The sequence below is a fragment of the Amycolatopsis sp. NPDC043887 genome, from assembly GCF_056435665.1.
On record NZ_JBWKEB010000011.1, the window covers coordinates 118,691 to 134,166 of the forward strand.

The 15,476-nt window shown below is 66.2% G+C and carries 11 protein-coding genes; 1 reads left to right on the top strand and 10 read right to left on the bottom strand.

The genetic code is table 11. The features are described 5' to 3' along the window. Positions 1-50 precede the first annotated feature (50 nt). A complete protein-coding gene (locus tag AC069H_RS27965; RefSeq protein ID WP_478234409.1) occupies positions 51-1,817 on the bottom strand; it encodes a DUF6119 family protein in 1,767 nt (588 codons plus the stop codon). A gap of 655 nt (positions 1,818-2,472) precedes the next feature. On the opposite strand from AC069H_RS27965, the gene AC069H_RS27970 reads away from it, so the two are divergent. After that, the gene (locus AC069H_RS27970; RefSeq protein ID WP_478226975.1) at positions 2,473-2,748 is read left to right on the top strand and encodes a hypothetical protein; all 276 of its coding nucleotides are present in this window, start codon (positions 2,473-2,475) and stop codon (positions 2,746-2,748) included. Between the two features lie 92 nt (positions 2,749-2,840). On the opposite strand, the gene AC069H_RS27975 is transcribed toward AC069H_RS27970, so the two are convergent. The 9 genes from AC069H_RS27975 to AC069H_RS28015 all read right to left on the bottom strand — a co-directional run bounded on the left by AC069H_RS27975 (position 2,841) and on the right by AC069H_RS28015 (position 15,098). After that, the gene (locus AC069H_RS27975) at positions 2,841-3,794 is read right to left on the bottom strand and encodes a M23 family metallopeptidase (protein WP_478226976.1); all 954 of its coding nucleotides are present in this window, start codon (positions 3,792-3,794) and stop codon (positions 2,841-2,843) included. Between the two features lie 6 nt (positions 3,795-3,800). Further along, positions 3,801-4,835, bottom strand: a complete 1,035-nt coding sequence (locus AC069H_RS27980) for a replication-relaxation family protein (protein WP_478234311.1) — start codon at positions 4,833-4,835, stop codon at positions 3,801-3,803. A 69-nt stretch (positions 4,836-4,904) separates the two neighbouring features. Further along, positions 4,905-7,406, bottom strand: a complete 2,502-nt coding sequence (locus AC069H_RS27985; RefSeq protein ID WP_478226978.1) for a type IV secretory system conjugative DNA transfer family protein — start codon at positions 7,404-7,406, stop codon at positions 4,905-4,907. A 42-nt stretch (positions 7,407-7,448) separates the two neighbouring features. After that, complete coding sequence (locus tag AC069H_RS27990) at positions 7,449-8,285, bottom strand: GP88 family protein (protein ID WP_478226979.1); 837 nt, start codon at positions 8,283-8,285, stop codon at positions 7,449-7,451. A gap of 86 nt (positions 8,286-8,371) precedes the next feature. Beyond that, entirely contained in the window at positions 8,372-10,282 is a 1,911-nt protein-coding gene (locus AC069H_RS27995) for a VirB4 family type IV secretion system protein (protein ID WP_478226980.1), read from the bottom strand. Next, positions 10,279-11,442 carry a PrgI family protein gene (locus AC069H_RS28000; protein ID WP_478226981.1) on the bottom strand — a complete coding sequence of 388 codons (1,164 nt, stop codon included), beginning with the start codon at positions 11,440-11,442 and terminating at the stop codon, positions 10,279-10,281. The genes AC069H_RS27995 and AC069H_RS28000 overlap by 4 nt, the downstream gene beginning before the upstream one ends. Then, on the bottom strand, positions 11,439-13,019 hold the full coding sequence (locus AC069H_RS28005) for a TrbL/VirB6 family protein (protein ID WP_478226982.1): 1,581 nt from the start codon (positions 13,017-13,019) through the stop codon (positions 11,439-11,441). The genes AC069H_RS28000 and AC069H_RS28005 overlap by 4 nt, the downstream gene beginning before the upstream one ends. 553 nt (positions 13,020-13,572) lie before the next feature. Beyond that, entirely contained in the window at positions 13,573-14,085 is a 513-nt protein-coding gene (locus AC069H_RS28010; RefSeq protein ID WP_478234312.1) for a pilin, read from the bottom strand. Continuing rightward, positions 14,076-15,098, bottom strand: a complete 1,023-nt coding sequence (locus tag AC069H_RS28015; RefSeq protein ID WP_478226985.1) for a hypothetical protein — start codon at positions 15,096-15,098, stop codon at positions 14,076-14,078. Before AC069H_RS28015 ends, AC069H_RS28010 begins: the two co-directional genes overlap by 10 nt. Positions 15,099-15,476: the final 378 nt, after the last annotated feature.

A 15,476-nucleotide genomic window follows, 5' to 3' on the forward strand; every position in this document is an offset into this window, starting at 1 on the left:
TTCACGCTAGAAATAGGCGCAGCGCTCACGCGCAGTCCAGATCGCAGGCGCTATGTACCAAACTTCGTATGGGCCAGATGGAAACTATGTGAATTGTATTTCATCTCGTTTTTTGCTGACATGATCTCGCGCCGAGCGATATGAGAGTTCAAGCGTCCTTCCGTGAAGTCTCCTGGAATGAAGTCATTCGGAGTGGAGCATAATACCACGTAGGTGACTTTATAGCTGAACCAAGATAGGAATTTTTTCTTCTGAATGCCGGCGTTCATTTCATGCTTGCTCCACTGCTCTCGGTAATACTTGCTGAGGACCTTCTTCTGGTTGTCGATGTCCCGCGACAAGATGTCGGCAGCAACGAGAATTTGTGAACATGCGTCACGCATCTTAGCTGCAAAATCCTTCTTTGCATGGATTACATACAACTTCTTATTCGCCTCGTCGATATACAATAGGTCGAAGAGCTCCACCTTTCCTCGATCCGTCCATGCGAATATCTCGTCGCCAAAGTAGAAGTTAGGTTGCCTGGCTTGCGCTTCATTGTAAGCGCCCTCGCTGCCGCCTTTCCATGGTAGAAAGGGTATGACACCTCGTAGGATAACTGGCTCCTTGACTTCGAATACTTCATTGATGAAGTCGCGCTTCAAATTCTCCAGGAAGTCACCGAGACCGTAATACCACACCTTCGAAATTCGGAAGTAGACCTTCTTGTCATATTCAACCTGGCCGTGCAGGAAGTCAATCAGATGGCGGCGAATCTTTCTTGACGTATCATCGGGGCTGATTTGGTATATCAACCTCAGCTTCATGAAGCCGGCGAAAAAGTCTGCTTCACTTCCTAGTGAGGAATCCAACGTGGTGCGGATGGCCGGAATGATGTCGTCGAGGTCGGGAACACTGTCACTCACTCTTCTGTAGCTTAGCTTGAAGTTTGACCCGGCATTAAATGAGATGATATCGCCCGGGTCGAGTAGATCAATATCTGGCAGAGAGTCGGACAGGATCCTTTGGCGAATATTCTCCACAAAGGTTCGCGCAAGTGCGTCAGCCAATTCAGGATTGTTTCTCACTGGATACAGGTTGTCCAGAAATGACAATTCTTGCAAATCTTCCGGGCTTGGCTCGTCGAGGTTTTCTACCGCGGCTATCAATTTTCCGACTTGGTCGAGGTCTAGCTTCTGTCGCAGCACGAATGAAGATTTGATTTCGACAGCAGGCGGCTTGTCTGGGTCTATTAGTCCGCGCAATGGACTATCTTCTGGAAGGCGCTCGGCGTCGAGGCGGCCTACCAACTTTTTCCAGACGGTGTCAACGGCTTCGCTTCGAGAAATTGAGTATGTGCGGCGATACGTTTCGGCGCGACTCGTTCGTGAGCCGATCATGTCACGCACTTCCGCTGCGCGGAAGTTGTTGGATATCAACTTCTTGGCTGTGTCGAAAGGGAAAGTGTAATCGACGAAATCTGTGATGACATGGTATCCGCCGCCAGATGTTATCGCGAACAACGACGTCTTATTGTAGAGAAAAAGACACGCATCCACTCCGCGGATATGAAACTTCTTTGCGTCGTCAGCCTCCAGCAGGTAGCCCTCTACAAATGAGAGCGGCCCCGTGCTGAAGCTCCTTCGCACATAGAGTTCTAGGGTTAGACCAGTGATCCGTTGTCTGAGCGGAATAGGCGTCAGTGGACGCCTATCTGCTCCCTCGGTGAGCGCTTGTTCAGCGTACGATTCGAGCACCTCATTAATACGGTCCTTCGGGGCTTCGTTTTCCGGAATCGTGAGCTTCCATATGGCGTTATTGGACCGCTTGGCGTTCATCGTCACCGGCCTTCCATTGCACACCGCGCTAGACATCCAGCAGGTGATCACCGAGTCGCTAGCCGCAGCGGTCCTGTTACACGGTGTTATCGGACTGCAACGCAGATCCGGTTCGCCCCGGCCTGATCCCGCAGCAGCGTTGACTGAGTGTGCGAAAGCGAAGGCCGCCGAGTTGGCCGCAGTCGGCAGGAATGGTCGGCTTCGCTGTCTGTGGCTAACGCGACCGGCAACCGCCTGAGATGGTCGCCCAAGCGCTCCATGTGGATGTCATCGCCGCTCGGCATGCCGAACGTAGCCCCTCCCTGGCTGTAGTGCGTACGGCTTCGAGTCTGGGCTGCCGTGCCTATGCGGGCTCAGGCCCGATCACCTCGGCGAAGTCCGCTGGGGGCCAACGAGCTGCTGCCGCATCGGGATGGGCCCCACTAGCACCCGCGCAGACGAGGTCACCGTCACTCACGGACTCCGATGGCTCGCCGAAAACCCTTTGACCAGGTCAGCAGGGGTGTGTCGTGACCAGGAAACGCTGGTTACGACATACCCCTGCTGATCGCGGGCTGTCTCGGTAGGGTGTCTAGGGCGACACGGCGGGCATCCAGCGACTATCAGTCAAGCTTCAGAGTCCGGCCAACCATGGCCACATGAGAAAGGGCCGCAGATGGACAAGGACGAGCACATCGCGCAGCTGCGCGCCCGCCGACACCGCGTGGAAGCGATCGAGACCACGCTGGAGAACATCCGGGACGTGGAAAGCTCTCTGCAGGAAATGAAAGAGATCCTGACTAAGCAGCTGAAAGTCGAACGCACCGAACGGCTCGCCGACATTCGGGAAGCAGACAAGGCCGGTGTGCCGAAGACCAGAATCTCCAAGGAGGTCGGCCTTAGCCGCGCGAACCTCTACAACCATCTCAAAAGCACCCAGGCTGACGAGTAGCCGGACTCACCCGTCTGGACGATTGTCTAAGACCAGGGTCATGCGTCGAGAACGCGACGAAGGCTCCTCCCAGGTGACGGGGCTGTGCGCACCTATCTGCAGAGCTGGCCTCCTCGCTGCCGGTAGAACTCCACAGGATCGACGGCCTGCCCGTTGGCCTCGATCTGAAGGTGCAAGTGCGCTCCGGTGGAAGCTCCCCGGTGTCCGACCGCAGCGATTGGCTGGCCGGCCTGAACGGATTGCCCTTCGCGGACCAGATTGTGGTCGTTATGACCGTAGATCGTCACGATCCCGTCCCTGTGCTGGATGCGTACCCACAGCCCGTAGCCGGACGCCGGGCCTGAGCTGATTACCGTGCCCGAGTTAGCTGCCAGGATCGGCGTACCGATGGGTGCGCCGATGTCGAGTCCTTTGTGGAATTCGCTGCCGCGGTACCCGAATTTGGAGGTGCAGGTGCCGCTCGTGGGGGTCGTCCAGCCGCCGGTCGTCGCACTGGTCGTGCAGGTGGCACCTTGGACGGCCCCGACGATCTGGCGTGCTGCTGGCTCGAATTTCGCGTAGCGGTCGGGAAAGCCCGATCGCTGCACGGTCTGGGCGGCGACGGTGACCGGCATGTTCTGCCAGTTCGGCAGCGCCAGTAGATGCCGGTAGAACTGCTCGCTGCTGTAGGTGGGGTCCATGATCTGCGCGACCGTTCCCCAGCCTTGCGAGGGTCGCTGCTGGAACAGGCCGACACTGTCGCGATCGCCGTAGTTCAGGTTCTTCAGCCGCGACTCGGTGAGCGCCGTGGCGACCGCGATGACCCAGCCCTGCTCGGGCACGTTCATCCGTTTGCCGACAGCGACGATCGTCGCCGCGTTGCCCATCTCCTGCGGTCCGTATCCCGCTGCGGAGGTCGCGCTCGCCCCGGCGGGTGCACAGTTCACGCCCTCGGCGGAACTGCTGGAACTGCCGAACACGGCTTGAACCACAGCGATGGCGCCGCCGCCAATGAAGAGAATGATCACGACGACGAACCCAGCACCTGCGGCGGCCACCTTGCCCATGACGCATCACTTCCACGGATGCGCGGGGTTGGGCGGGGGCATCGGGGAGGGCGGGGCCACCTTCGGACGTGCGGTGGCAGGCGTGGCGGCTGTCGGGCGCTGTCCACCGCCGGGTGCCGAGGCGCGCAGGTCCGGCCAGAGGGTGGGCAGGTCGGCCAGCTCCACGCGACCGGCGGTGCCGGACTCGTCGAGCCGTCGCCAGCGCGGCGCGGCCATATCGAGCGGGTCCGCGGCGGCTTCGCCGCTGCTAGTCGCCACGGGGACGCGTGCGGGCCGGTCGAGACCGCGCAGCGCCTCGGCCATCGCCCTGCGTGCGTTGACCTCGCGCCTGGCGCTGGGCACCCACACCAGCACGGGTGTGGTGATGCCCGTGACCTCGGCCAGCCGCTCGTAGCGGGCGAGCTTGCCTGCCAGGCGGGACAGTTGCTCGGTCCCGAAGTCGAACTCGATGAACCACTCGACCTCCCGGCCGGCCTCGCGCCAGCGGCCGTAGCCGTCCGGGGTGACGATGTCGCCCCAGTGCCGCCCGCACCGGGCGGCCGACCACCACGCGGCGAGCACACCAGCGGCACCGGGGTGACGTGCTCGGCGGATCAGGGCGGTGAACAGTCCGTTGCAGCCGACGGTGTGCGCCAGCTGCAGCGAGAATGCGCGTCCGATCTCGCGCTCACGGCTGTAGCCCAGTTCCTTGGGATCGATGCCGTCCTCGCGGGCGAGGGCGACTGCCCCGGCGGTGTCGAGGACGTAGTACATCGGGTGCGAGCCGCGGTCGCGGTGCGGCTGGAACCGGTGCACCACGCCCCATTGGTAGAGGTTGCGCAGGCGCAGGTTCGCCCCACGGCGCCCGGTGAAGGCGATGTCGATGATCTGGGTGCTGGTGAGCACGTGGTGCTCGAACAGCATCCGGCACAGCCACCGGTCGCGGTCGGTGAGATGCCGGGCCAGCCACGCGTGATGCTCGGCGGAGTTGAGTACCCGCGCCGCGGGACGTTCCGGTCGGTGCGAACGCAATTGTCGCTGCGGAGTGGGATTGCTAACCATCGTGACGAGCACCTCCAAAGCCCGCAGGCCGCGAGAACGCCCTGCGGGAAAACGGAAAGCTGAGCGGGGTCAGGCCGCGCGGCGCGGATCGAACGCCACCGGCTGGACGTTCTCGGCTGGCTCGAATGTGTTTCGAGGCTCGGTGTTCACGAGCGCGAGCCGACGGATCTCCTTGGCGCGTCCGGGAATCGCGGGCGGAAGCTTCTTGGTGACCGCGGTGAACGGGGGAGCTTCCTCACTGTCGAGCACCAGCCGCGCGGCGATGTGGAACCGGCCGAGATTGGCGAGATCGTGTTCGGAGAGCCTGGGCGCGGTGTGTCGGGCCAAGTGGCGAGCGTCTTCGGGCGACGCCGAGAAAATGATCTTCGAGCGGGCGTTGGTGCTGATGCCTTCCTCCAGCTCGCGCGGCAGCTGCCGCAGATACTGATGCGCGAGCGTCATCGACATCCGGTAACCCCGAGCTTCGGCGAGCATGTCCTCCATCGGGTACGCCAGATTCAGGAAGTTGTGGCACTCGTCGATGTAGAGCGAGGCATCGTGGCGGTCGCGCTGCGGTATCCGGGCGCGGCGGGCGGCTGCCTGCCATGTACGGGCCACGACGATCGAGCCGATCAGCCGTGCGGTGTCCATCCCGAGCGCGTCCTTGCCCAGGCGCACCAGGCAGATTCCGCCGTCGAGCACTGCGTCCATGTCCACGGTGGACTCACCCCCTGCGAGGGATGCCCGCACGAACGGGCGCAGCAGCAGGCCGCGGAGTTTGTTCATCAGTGGTGCGACGACCTGTGCCCGGCTGGCGTCGGACAGATCGTCGTACCAGTGCCAGAAGCCGGTCAGGACATCGTCGGAGATCTGTTCGAGCGCACGCTGTCGGAAGGCGGGCACCGTCAACAGTTTCGGCAGGTCCGTCAGCGTGGGCGTGCCGGGCAGCTCGCGCAGGGTCAGCAGCCCCGAGCGCAGGATGTCCTCGGTGCGCGGCCCCCAGCTGGAGGCGTAGACGTGGGAGAAGATCGAGACCAGGTTGTCCACCGTGCGGGCGGTGTCGTCGCCTTCGAGCGGGTTGAGCACCGGCGGGCGGGATCGGCTGTCGGCATCGAAGAGCACGACCTTCCCCCCGAGCCGCGAGGGCAGCCGCATCAGGGTGTCGGCCACCAGATCGCCCTTGGGATCGATGACGACCAGCCCGCGGCCGGCGTCGGCGTCGTCGAGGATCATCCGCGCCATCAGCTCGGACTTGCCCGAACCGGTCGCACCCAGGATGTGCAGATGATGGCGAGCGTCGGCGACGCGCAGCCCCACCGGCCGGGAGTGGCCGGAGTCGGTGATCCCGATCGGTTTCACTCCGGCGCCCTCGGTGGCGATCCCCGGTGGCGGCGGCACCGCTTTGGCTCCGGCACGCTGCAGACCGGGCACGGCCTCGTCGGTCGGGACGTGCGCGAGCGCGGCCAGCTCGGCGATCGAGAGCAGATCACCGGAGGTGAGGCGTCGTTCAGCCACGGCCCGGATGGAGTTGGTGAGCCGGACGCGACGGTAGTAGTTGTGTTCGCTGTAGGACGCGAACGCGCTGGCGATGGCATGCCCGCGTCCGCGCAAGTGTTCACGCACCGGAACCCGCTGCGCACTGGTCGCGTGCTCGTCGACCAGAGTGGCCACGGCATACCGGATCCGGGTCTCGTACTGGGAGCTGCGCTGCTTGGCCACGATGACCCGGTCCTGTGCGGAGTTCTCCAGCGACGTCTGGTGATCGACGACCGGCTGTTTCGCGGTCGTGCTGGGCTTGAGCGATCCGGTGTGCGGGGTGATCAGGTCCAGGAGGCGTCCGGCCAGCCGGACCGAGCTGCCTGTGCGGACCCGGCGGGCGGCTCGGCGGGCTTTGCGGACACGAGCGCCGGTGACCGGGCGCGCGAGGATCTGCACCACGGCCCGTTCGTGGATGGCCATGCCAACCGGTGCGCCCAGCAAAGCGCGGACGGGATCAGCGGGGAAGTCCGACCGGATGGGCAGTGCCTCGCTGCGGGCCAGGCGCAGTTCGCCGCCCACGGCCTCGACCGCTTTGCCCGGCGGATTAAACAAGGGAATCGGCGGCTTGGCCGGGGTGGTCCGGGTGTGCGCGCCGGGCCAGGCGGCCTCGATGGCGCGCTCGGCCATCCCGGGCGGCACGACGCCCGGCAGCCACAGCCGCAGAGCGACCCCGGCATGGGAAAACACGTACTCCCACACAATGTGCGGCTGGCCGTGCATCCGCCGTTTCCAGCCGGACCGCAACAACCCGACCAGATTGGAGTACAAGGCCGCCGCGCCGTCCGGATCGACGGCGGGCGGAGCCAGCACCGTGACCACCCGGGCGTCGGCGGCCATCCGGTCATGGCACCGGCGCGCCCACCACCGTCGCCCGATCACGACGCCAGCCACCGCGAGCGCAACGGCCGGCCCGACGAGTGGCCCCCAGGGCAGTGCGAAGTCCCGCAGTGCCGCAACGGCAGCACGCACTGCGGCACCGGGATCGCGGAGGTAGTCCTGCAATGGTGACGCAAGCGTCCTCGTCGAAGCGACAACAGACTGAGTGGATGACATCAGAAAACCCCTCTCGCAAGGAAAAGTCGAAAGGCCGCGGAGTCAGGCCGCGTATCGCTCGGCGGCGTCTGCGCTCGGTTGGCCGTCTGGCACCGGGACAGGAGCCGACGGGTCGTTGGGCACCAGTCGCAGATGACGGCGCCGCTTGTGTGCCCGTTCGGCGTCGATCTCGGCCTGCCACTGCGACAGCCGCCGCCCGCCCATGCGCTTGAGGAACTGCGGGATGCGGTTCGCGGGCACCCCGACCAATCGCGGGCCGAGCACGGCGAGCAGATCCGACGCTTCCTGCGACGACCACCCGGCCTCGGTGATGGCGTCCTCATCGGGAAACACATCGGCGACCCGATCACGGTCGGGGTCGATCAACGAATCCTCGCGACCGCCGTAGCTGTAGACCCACAGGAAGTTCCCGGGCGGGTCCGGTTCGATCAGCCGCTTTAACCGCCGAACTTCCTTGGTATAGGCATAAAACGTCACCTGCGGGCAGGCGCGCATCACGCGACACCACGCCAAAGTGTAGGCATCGCTGAAAAAATCCCCTGCGTCATGCACCCTGACAAATTTCCCGACCAGGCGCGGCGCCGACAGTTCACGGATCATGGCGGCTTCCCAGCCAGGCAAGTCGTCCAGGACGTAGGCGAGATTGGCGGTATGCTTGGCTTTGACCGCAGGGAAGAGATAAGTTCCGTTGCGCGCGTAACAGATCCGAGTGCACGCGCTCGCCGCCGGGCAGGTCACCTGCGTTCGCCCATCAGGCAGCCGGGCGGCCAGCGCGGGCAGAGTCCAGTTCCAGACACCGATTGCGCGCATCTCCCGGTTCTGCGTCAGCAACCGGGCCGGCCGCACCGGAACCGTGGTCATGCTGGCGGAAGAAGACATACGACACCTCGCAAAGGAAAGTCAGGCGAGTACAAGAAACGAGCAGAAACGGTTGCGGTTGAATAGATCCGCAGCCGCGGGGTGGGCTATGCGGCGCTGCCGAGGTCGACGTGGCCGTCAGCGTCCGCGTCGAGAGCCAGCTCAGTGTCGTAAACACCGAGGTCCACAAACGAACCGTCGTCCGTACCAGATTCGTGTTCCGCGTACTGCGCCAACTCGGCCGGATCAGTTGTGATGAGAGCGTTTTCCTGCGGAGACGCCAGCGACTGGAACGCGACTCTCTGTGTCCCGGTCGAGAGCAGACCTTGTCCCTTGTCCGCGGAAATCAGGAACTGCTTCTCGCCTTCGGACAGGTTGAAGGTTGCCACGATCTCGTCGATCGCTTGCGGCGCTTGGCGTAGGAGGATCTGCGTAGCCGCGTTCGCGATGATCGCCTTACCCAGCTCGGTGCCGAGGACGTCGCCGACATCTTGGGTCGCGATCGTCAAGCCCGCCCAGTGTTTCCGGGCTGCTTTGGCCATGCGGTGCAGAAAACGCGCCCCGGCAGGGTCCTGCATGAGCAGCCATGCCTCGTCGACCGTGATCAGCCTCGGGCGCCGGATGGCCGGGTTGGACACTCGCCGCCACACCGTGTCCAGCGTGAGCAGCGTGCCGATCGGCCGGAGTTCGTCGGGCAGGTCACGCAGGCTGAACACGGTCAGGTGGCCCTCGGCCCTAGTCGTGGTCGGTCCGGAGAACAAGGCGGAGAACGCGCCCTCGACGAATGGGTGCAGCCGGGCGCCCAGGTCCGCCGCGACCGGGTCCGCGGTGCCGGCGAGGATTGCGGCGAGATCAGCGAGCAGTGGCGCCTGCCGGCCCCAGGTCCGCGGGTCGCTGGTGATCCCGGCCTGCTGGTAGGTGGCCATGATCGCCCGGTCGAGCACGGCGCGTTGCTGTGCGGACAGCTCGGTGCCGAGCAGCACTCCGATGACGGTGTGCAGGAACAGCGCCCGGCGCGTCAGGGCGTCCTTGGGTGCGGTGCGACGCCCGTCCGGCCTGATGGCGATCGGTAGGTCGAACGGGTTGATGCGGACACCCGGGTCGCCGAGGTGGATGTAGGTGCCGCCGATGGCCTCGCAGAGCCGCCGGTACTCGTCCTCGGGGTCGATGATGGACACCTCGACCCCGCGATAGAGGCTGCGCAGGGTTTCCAGCTTTACCAGGTAGGACTTGCCCGCGCCGGAGCGCCCGAGGGCCACCGCGTTGTAGTTGTCGGCGGAAAAGCGGTCCCAGTGCACCAAACCCTGGCTACCGACATTGAACCCGTACAGCACACCGGCCGGTGCGGCGACACTGGTCGGGTCGGCGGGCGGAAGGTCTGGTGAGGTGAAGGGGAACGCGGCGGCCAGAGCGCTGGTGTCGAAGGTGCGGCGCATGCCGATGAGATCCAGCGCCAGCGGCAAGGTGGACACCCAGCCCTGCAACGACCGGTAGGTGGTCGGCTGGGCGTTCATCAGCAACGACGCCGCGAGCGCCCGCACCGCGGCCACCTGTTCGGTGAGATCCGCTTCGCTGGTGGCGTGCACGGTCAGATACAGGCCGAGCCGGTAGAGCTTGCCTTCGCCGCGGGCGACGCGGGCCGAGAGGTCGTAGGCGTCCTCGGTGGCGGCCTCGACCATCGGGTCAAGCAACCGTCCCTTGTCCGAGGTGTGGCGCCGCCCTGACTCCAATTTGGACAGCTGGCGCTTGAGCCGGTTGGCGGCGGTGACGGGATCGATCGGTTCGATGTGCAGCGACACATCGACACGGCCGGGATAGGACAGCAGCGGCTGTAGCCATCCTGCGTGGACTTCGCGGGGATAGCCGGTGATCGCGAAGGACGAGACCCATTCGCCACCGATCTCCAGGTGCCGGGGCGCGACCGACAGCGAGTCCGGGGTGAACGCACTGGCCCTGCCCGCTGGTGTTTTCGCGTGCTGCGTCTGGCGGCCTCGAGTACGGCCGAGTTTCCTGCTCATAGGTCGCCGCCCTCCCATTCATCCAGGGCTGTTGACTCCGGCGACACGCTGTCGCGCTCGCCCCGGCTGGCCGTGCTTCGGTGATGGACTGGCGGCTCGTCGTAGGGGGCGGTGGCAGCGGTGGTGATCACGTCGTCCGCGCCGGCCAGCCCCGTCGAGGGCGGGATCAGGCTGTCGGGGTTGCACGCTGTGGCGAGTACGGCGGTGGCCTGGCCTGCGTCCAGCGGCGTAACCGTGATCCCCGCGGGGGCGAGCAGTTCGGTCGCTTCGCCCAGCCGCCGCACGAGCCGGGTTTCCGCCGAGCGCCGCGCGGTGTCGGTGACCTCGTCGTCCCGGCTGCGGGCGCGCCGAGCCCGCAGCGCGGCAAACGGTGACGCGCCGCCGAGTCCGTCGGTCGGCCCGATGGCGCGGACCGGCTCGCGGAGCACCAGCAGAACCTGGCGGCGCAACAAATCCGTGGAGCGGCGCAACTGGTCGAGATAGGTCGCGTGCTCCCGCGCTGCCGTTTCGAGCATCGGATGCGGCAGACCGGGCGCGGCTTCTCGCAGGTCGTTGATCTGCCTGCTCAGGTCCAGCCGTTCGGCTCGGATGAGCACTTGCACCGGCGCGGAGATCGAGTGCAGATATCGGCCGAAGGACGCGACCAGCGCTTCCTGCTCGCCCGGGGTGCGGAGCGCGAAATTCACCGTGCTGGCCACCGCGGCCATGGCGACCCCGTCTGTGCCGAGGTCGACGACTCCGGCCTCGGTGACTCCTTCCGCGGGCAGCCTCAGCGCCGCCGGAGATATCTCCGACTCGCCCGCCGCACCGCCGGCATCGGTCGCGGTGATGCGGCTGGTCAGCCACTCCGGCGCGGCCTGCACGCCTTCGGGCGCGGCGACCCGGTGGCGGGGTTGCAGCCGCTGCCGGATGGCTGCGAGCAGGAGCCGGTCCAGGCTCATGCCGTCGCGCTGGCCCAACGCCAGCACCGCCGCAGTGACCCCGATCGGGATCGCGACGATCAGGAAGATCGGTAGCGGTACTGCATTGCGGGCTAGGGTCCAGGCGCCGTAGAGCACGATCCCGGTCACCGCGAGGATCGCCAGCTGCCGGGCGGTGAGATTGGCCAGAACGCGATCTTCGCGATCGACATCAGACGGTATGCGCACGGGCTGGGTCATGACTTTTCACCTCGACGGGGCGGGGAGTTCGGTGGCGCCGGTGGCGGGGTCGGCGCCCGGAACGCGAGCGGCGGTACGGACGGGGTGCGCGGGCGGGCGTCCCCGATGCGCGGTTCCGGGCGCGCGGCCCGGAACACCGGTGCTGCGGGTGGCGCGGGCGCTGGCGTGACCGGTCGGGACACGTGCCTGGGTTCCGGAGTCGGCGGCTGGAACCGCAAGTGCGGCGGAACCGCGGCCACCGCGACCGGTCGAGCCGGGGACGCGGTATCACCGGCGCGGCGTGGCTCATCGGGAGCTTGGAACCGGGGCGCCGTCGCGGCCTGCCTGCGGCGGGGCCCGGCCGGCGGGACCGGAGTAGCGGGCTTGGATGCGGAACTGAATTCGGGCATGACGGGTCCTTGGGTGGCCGGGGTGACGGCCGGGTCGTGGGTGGTCTCCTGCGGACCGGGCTGCAGAAACTCCGGTCGCTGCGAGGGCGAGCGCGGCTGCTGGGCAGCGCGGGCGCGGTCGGCGTCGTAGGCCGCCTGCAACCGCTTGTTGACCGCCTCCGTCGTCGGCGCGATCCGCGGCTGAGCGGGCCACGGTGGATCGGCAGCAGCACCGCCGCGGCCCTTACTGCCTCTTCCGCCACCGGCGACCGCTCCGACCTTGCCGAACCCACCGGACTTGCCGGCGACCATCCCGAACGTTTTCGCCGCGATGTATGCCTTCGCCAGCCCGCCGAGGAAGGAGCGGCCGGTGCCGAGTTTGGTGGCGGAGAGGAACCAGAACGGGATCTTGAACAGGATGTAGAGGAGCCCGAGGACGGCGAAGAGCATCATCAGCCCGCCACCGATCGAGCTGAACAGCTTCGTGCTGCCGTTGAGGAAGGTGTTGATCGCGACGAGCAGTGTGAGCGATTGCGCGACCTCAGTGCCGAGCGTGGCGGCGAGCGCGCGCCAGCCCCAGCGGGCGATGCCGTCGGTGTGGGGAAGGGCGTGGCAGGCGACCCACATTGGGGCGGAGACGGTCAGGAGCAGCGTGAGGATCACCCGCACCACGTAGACCAGCAGGAGCGCGATCACCGCGATGACCAGGACGACCTGCAGCAGGATCACAAACAACCCGCCGGATGCCATCGCCGAGTAGGCGCCGCCGATCGACTTGGTCAAGTTGTCGCCGAGTTGTGGCGGATCGGCTCCGTCGGTGAGGACCGCGGTGGACAGTGCGTTGGCGAGCCGGATTGCCTTGTCGATGAGGAACAGCGACAGCATCGAGGCGAAGAAGGAGACGATGAGCCGGGGCGCGATCTCCTTGATCGAGTAGCGGTTCTGGACCGACTCGTGCGACATCACGATGATCCCGCCGATCATGATCAGCCCGCTGTAGCAGGCCAGCACGATCAGCCAGGAGTTGTTCCACAGGTTCGTCACTCCGGGCAGCGAGTCCAGTGTCGGCGTCGTGAACGCGGTGTCGCCCAGCAGGTTCAGAAGCGGGTCGAGGGCGGACTTGACCAGCTCGCGGAACACCGCGTTGATGGCTTTGTTGATGCAGCCTTCGATGCTGGTGATCCCGCAGTCCGGGTCGTCACCGTCCACTCCCGGACCGGGCTGTTCCGGAGCTGTGGCGGGCGGGGGAGTATCGGGTTGCGGGATGCAGCCTTCGCCGGTGCACGGCGTGCTGGTGTTCGTCTGCGGTGCAGTGCTTGGGCCGCTGGGTGCGCACCCGATCTGGCCGGGGAAACAACTGGCCGGTGGCGGTAGTTCAGTGATTGGCGGCAATGGGGTCGTCGGCGACGGCGGACGCGGCGACCCGGTCGGGAAGTGACACGTCGGGTCCGGTGAATCCGGTGCGCACGTGTTTCCCGGCGGGTTGGTCGGCAGGGGCAAGGGCGGTGGTTGCTGCCCGACGGCGACCGCGGCTTGCTGCGCGTCGCGTGGCGCGAGCCTCTCGGGCGAAGCCCACGCACCGACCGTCAGCAGACAGCCGAGCACCACGGCCACACCGAGAGGCAGCAGCTGCACCAACCGACGCCGGCGACTGCGCGCGTGACCTTCCGGGATGGGTGGGGTGAGCAGGACCCGCTCCCGGGTCGCTGAGCGCACGCCAGGCTCGTCGCGATCGCGGGGACGTCGGGTCGTGGCCATGACCTCAGGCCCCGACAATCCCGCGCAGGATCTCCACGGCGAGCGGCGCCAGTGCCGCCAATCCGTAGCCCCATGCTGCGTTCCTGAAGCACCCCTTCGCCTTCTCCGTTTCGCCGGGGTTGCCTCCGGCCAGGAGGTACCGGACCCCGCCGACGGTCAGGAACACCGTCGCCAGGCCGGCCAGGATCCCGACCAGCCAGTCGCGGATGTTGGTGAAGACCTGATCGACACTGGCCGCGAGCGCGAGAACCTGCGTTGATGACTGCGCCGCATCCGCGGTGAGCGCACTGAGTACGACCGCGCCGAGGACCACCACGGCGACAGACCGGGACATCATGCGGCGCGCGGACGGCGGTTGAGAGGTCCAATGACCTGGCCCTGCGCCACCCGTGCGTGCCACCGGCTGCGAGCAGTTGGCGACCCCCGCGCGGGGCTGTGTCTGATCGGGTGCGTTCGCCGCGCGTGGGCGCGACGGCACGGTGGTCTGCTGGGTCTGGGGATGGAGTGTCAGGCGCATCGGCGCACCTCCGAAGTCGGCTCGTGCTCGGCGGTCCGCGGAGAGTTGGGTGGGGTCTCCCCGCGTCCCAAGAGGCCGGATTTCGGGTCGTTTTTGGACACCAAGCGTGAGGATTTCTTCGAACCGGCCGGTCGCCCGTTGCGATGACGGCCGCTTACCGCCCGTGACACGGCGCCCTCGGCGTCGGTGTGCGGGTTGTTCTCGCCGAGGGCGAGTGAGGACAGTGCGGCCTCGGCGACGGGGTCCTCGGAGTCTGGGTTCTCGGTGCGGTCGGCCAGCCACGACACGAGTCGGTGTTCGGCTCGCTGACGGACTTTGTAGGTCGCCCAGAACTCGCTCTGGTGCTCCGCTCCCCAGGCGGTCAGGGACACCTCGCCCAGCCGGGTCGCCGAGATCAGATCCGCCTCGGTCGGGGTCAGGACTCCCTCGCTGACCGCGCGGGCGAGCACCAGGTCGGGGTGCCCGTACGGCGGCCGGGGAGCAGTGGAGTGATAGTCCGTGTCCACGGGCGGTGGCGCGTCGAGGGACTCCTCCAGTGCCGCCTGCCCGGCGCGGCGCGCGGCGAAGTGCAGCCGGACGACGATGCCGGGATCGGTCAGGTCCACGGTGGCCAGCGCATGAACGAACCCGGTAAGTACGGCCGCGTGAGCATCGGCCCGATCGCCCCGGTACCGCGCGCCCAGCCACCGTGCGCTGGCGGCCAGCGAGGGCAGTGCCATGCCCACGCACGCGACCGTCCAGGCGCCTCCATGAGCACGCGAGCGCAACACCAGATGCGCCCACACATCGTCCCGGGTGCGCGGCGGGCACTGCTTGCTCATCACCCGGTCCCGCAACTCGTCCAGCGGCACCGGCCGCCGCGGCAACCCCGCGAACTTGGAGCCGTGCACGGCCAACGGTTTCGGCCCGGTCACCAGCCAGCCGAAGGCATCGCGCGCAGTGTCCAAAGGCAGCCAGTCGTGCCCTTCGTGATCGTGGCGAATCGCGCCGGACACGCTCTCATCGTCAGCCATTTCCTTGCTCCTGTTCGAGTCGCTTGCATCGACCACGTCAGGACGCCAGAACGGCAACAAGAAAAGGACAAGAAAAGAACAAGGATGATCTTCTTAGTAGCTGAGGTTCGCTACTAAAACAGGCTCCTGGAAGGATTCAGAGCAGGTGGTGCGAGCTGGGCTCCACTGGTCGCTCGAGATCGGCCTTAGTGGCCGTTGAACTGTGCTTTTAAGTGCTTCATAGTAGCGCCAAGCTCGACGATCGCGGCGCGATCTAGTCGCGGCGGCGGCCCGGGGTCACGGCATCCAAAAATTCTGTCGAGTCCGTCGCCTGTGACGGAGTTTCGAGTGGAAACTCGCGCCTTTCTTGTCTCGTTGCCTCGCAGGAGCAGGCGACCT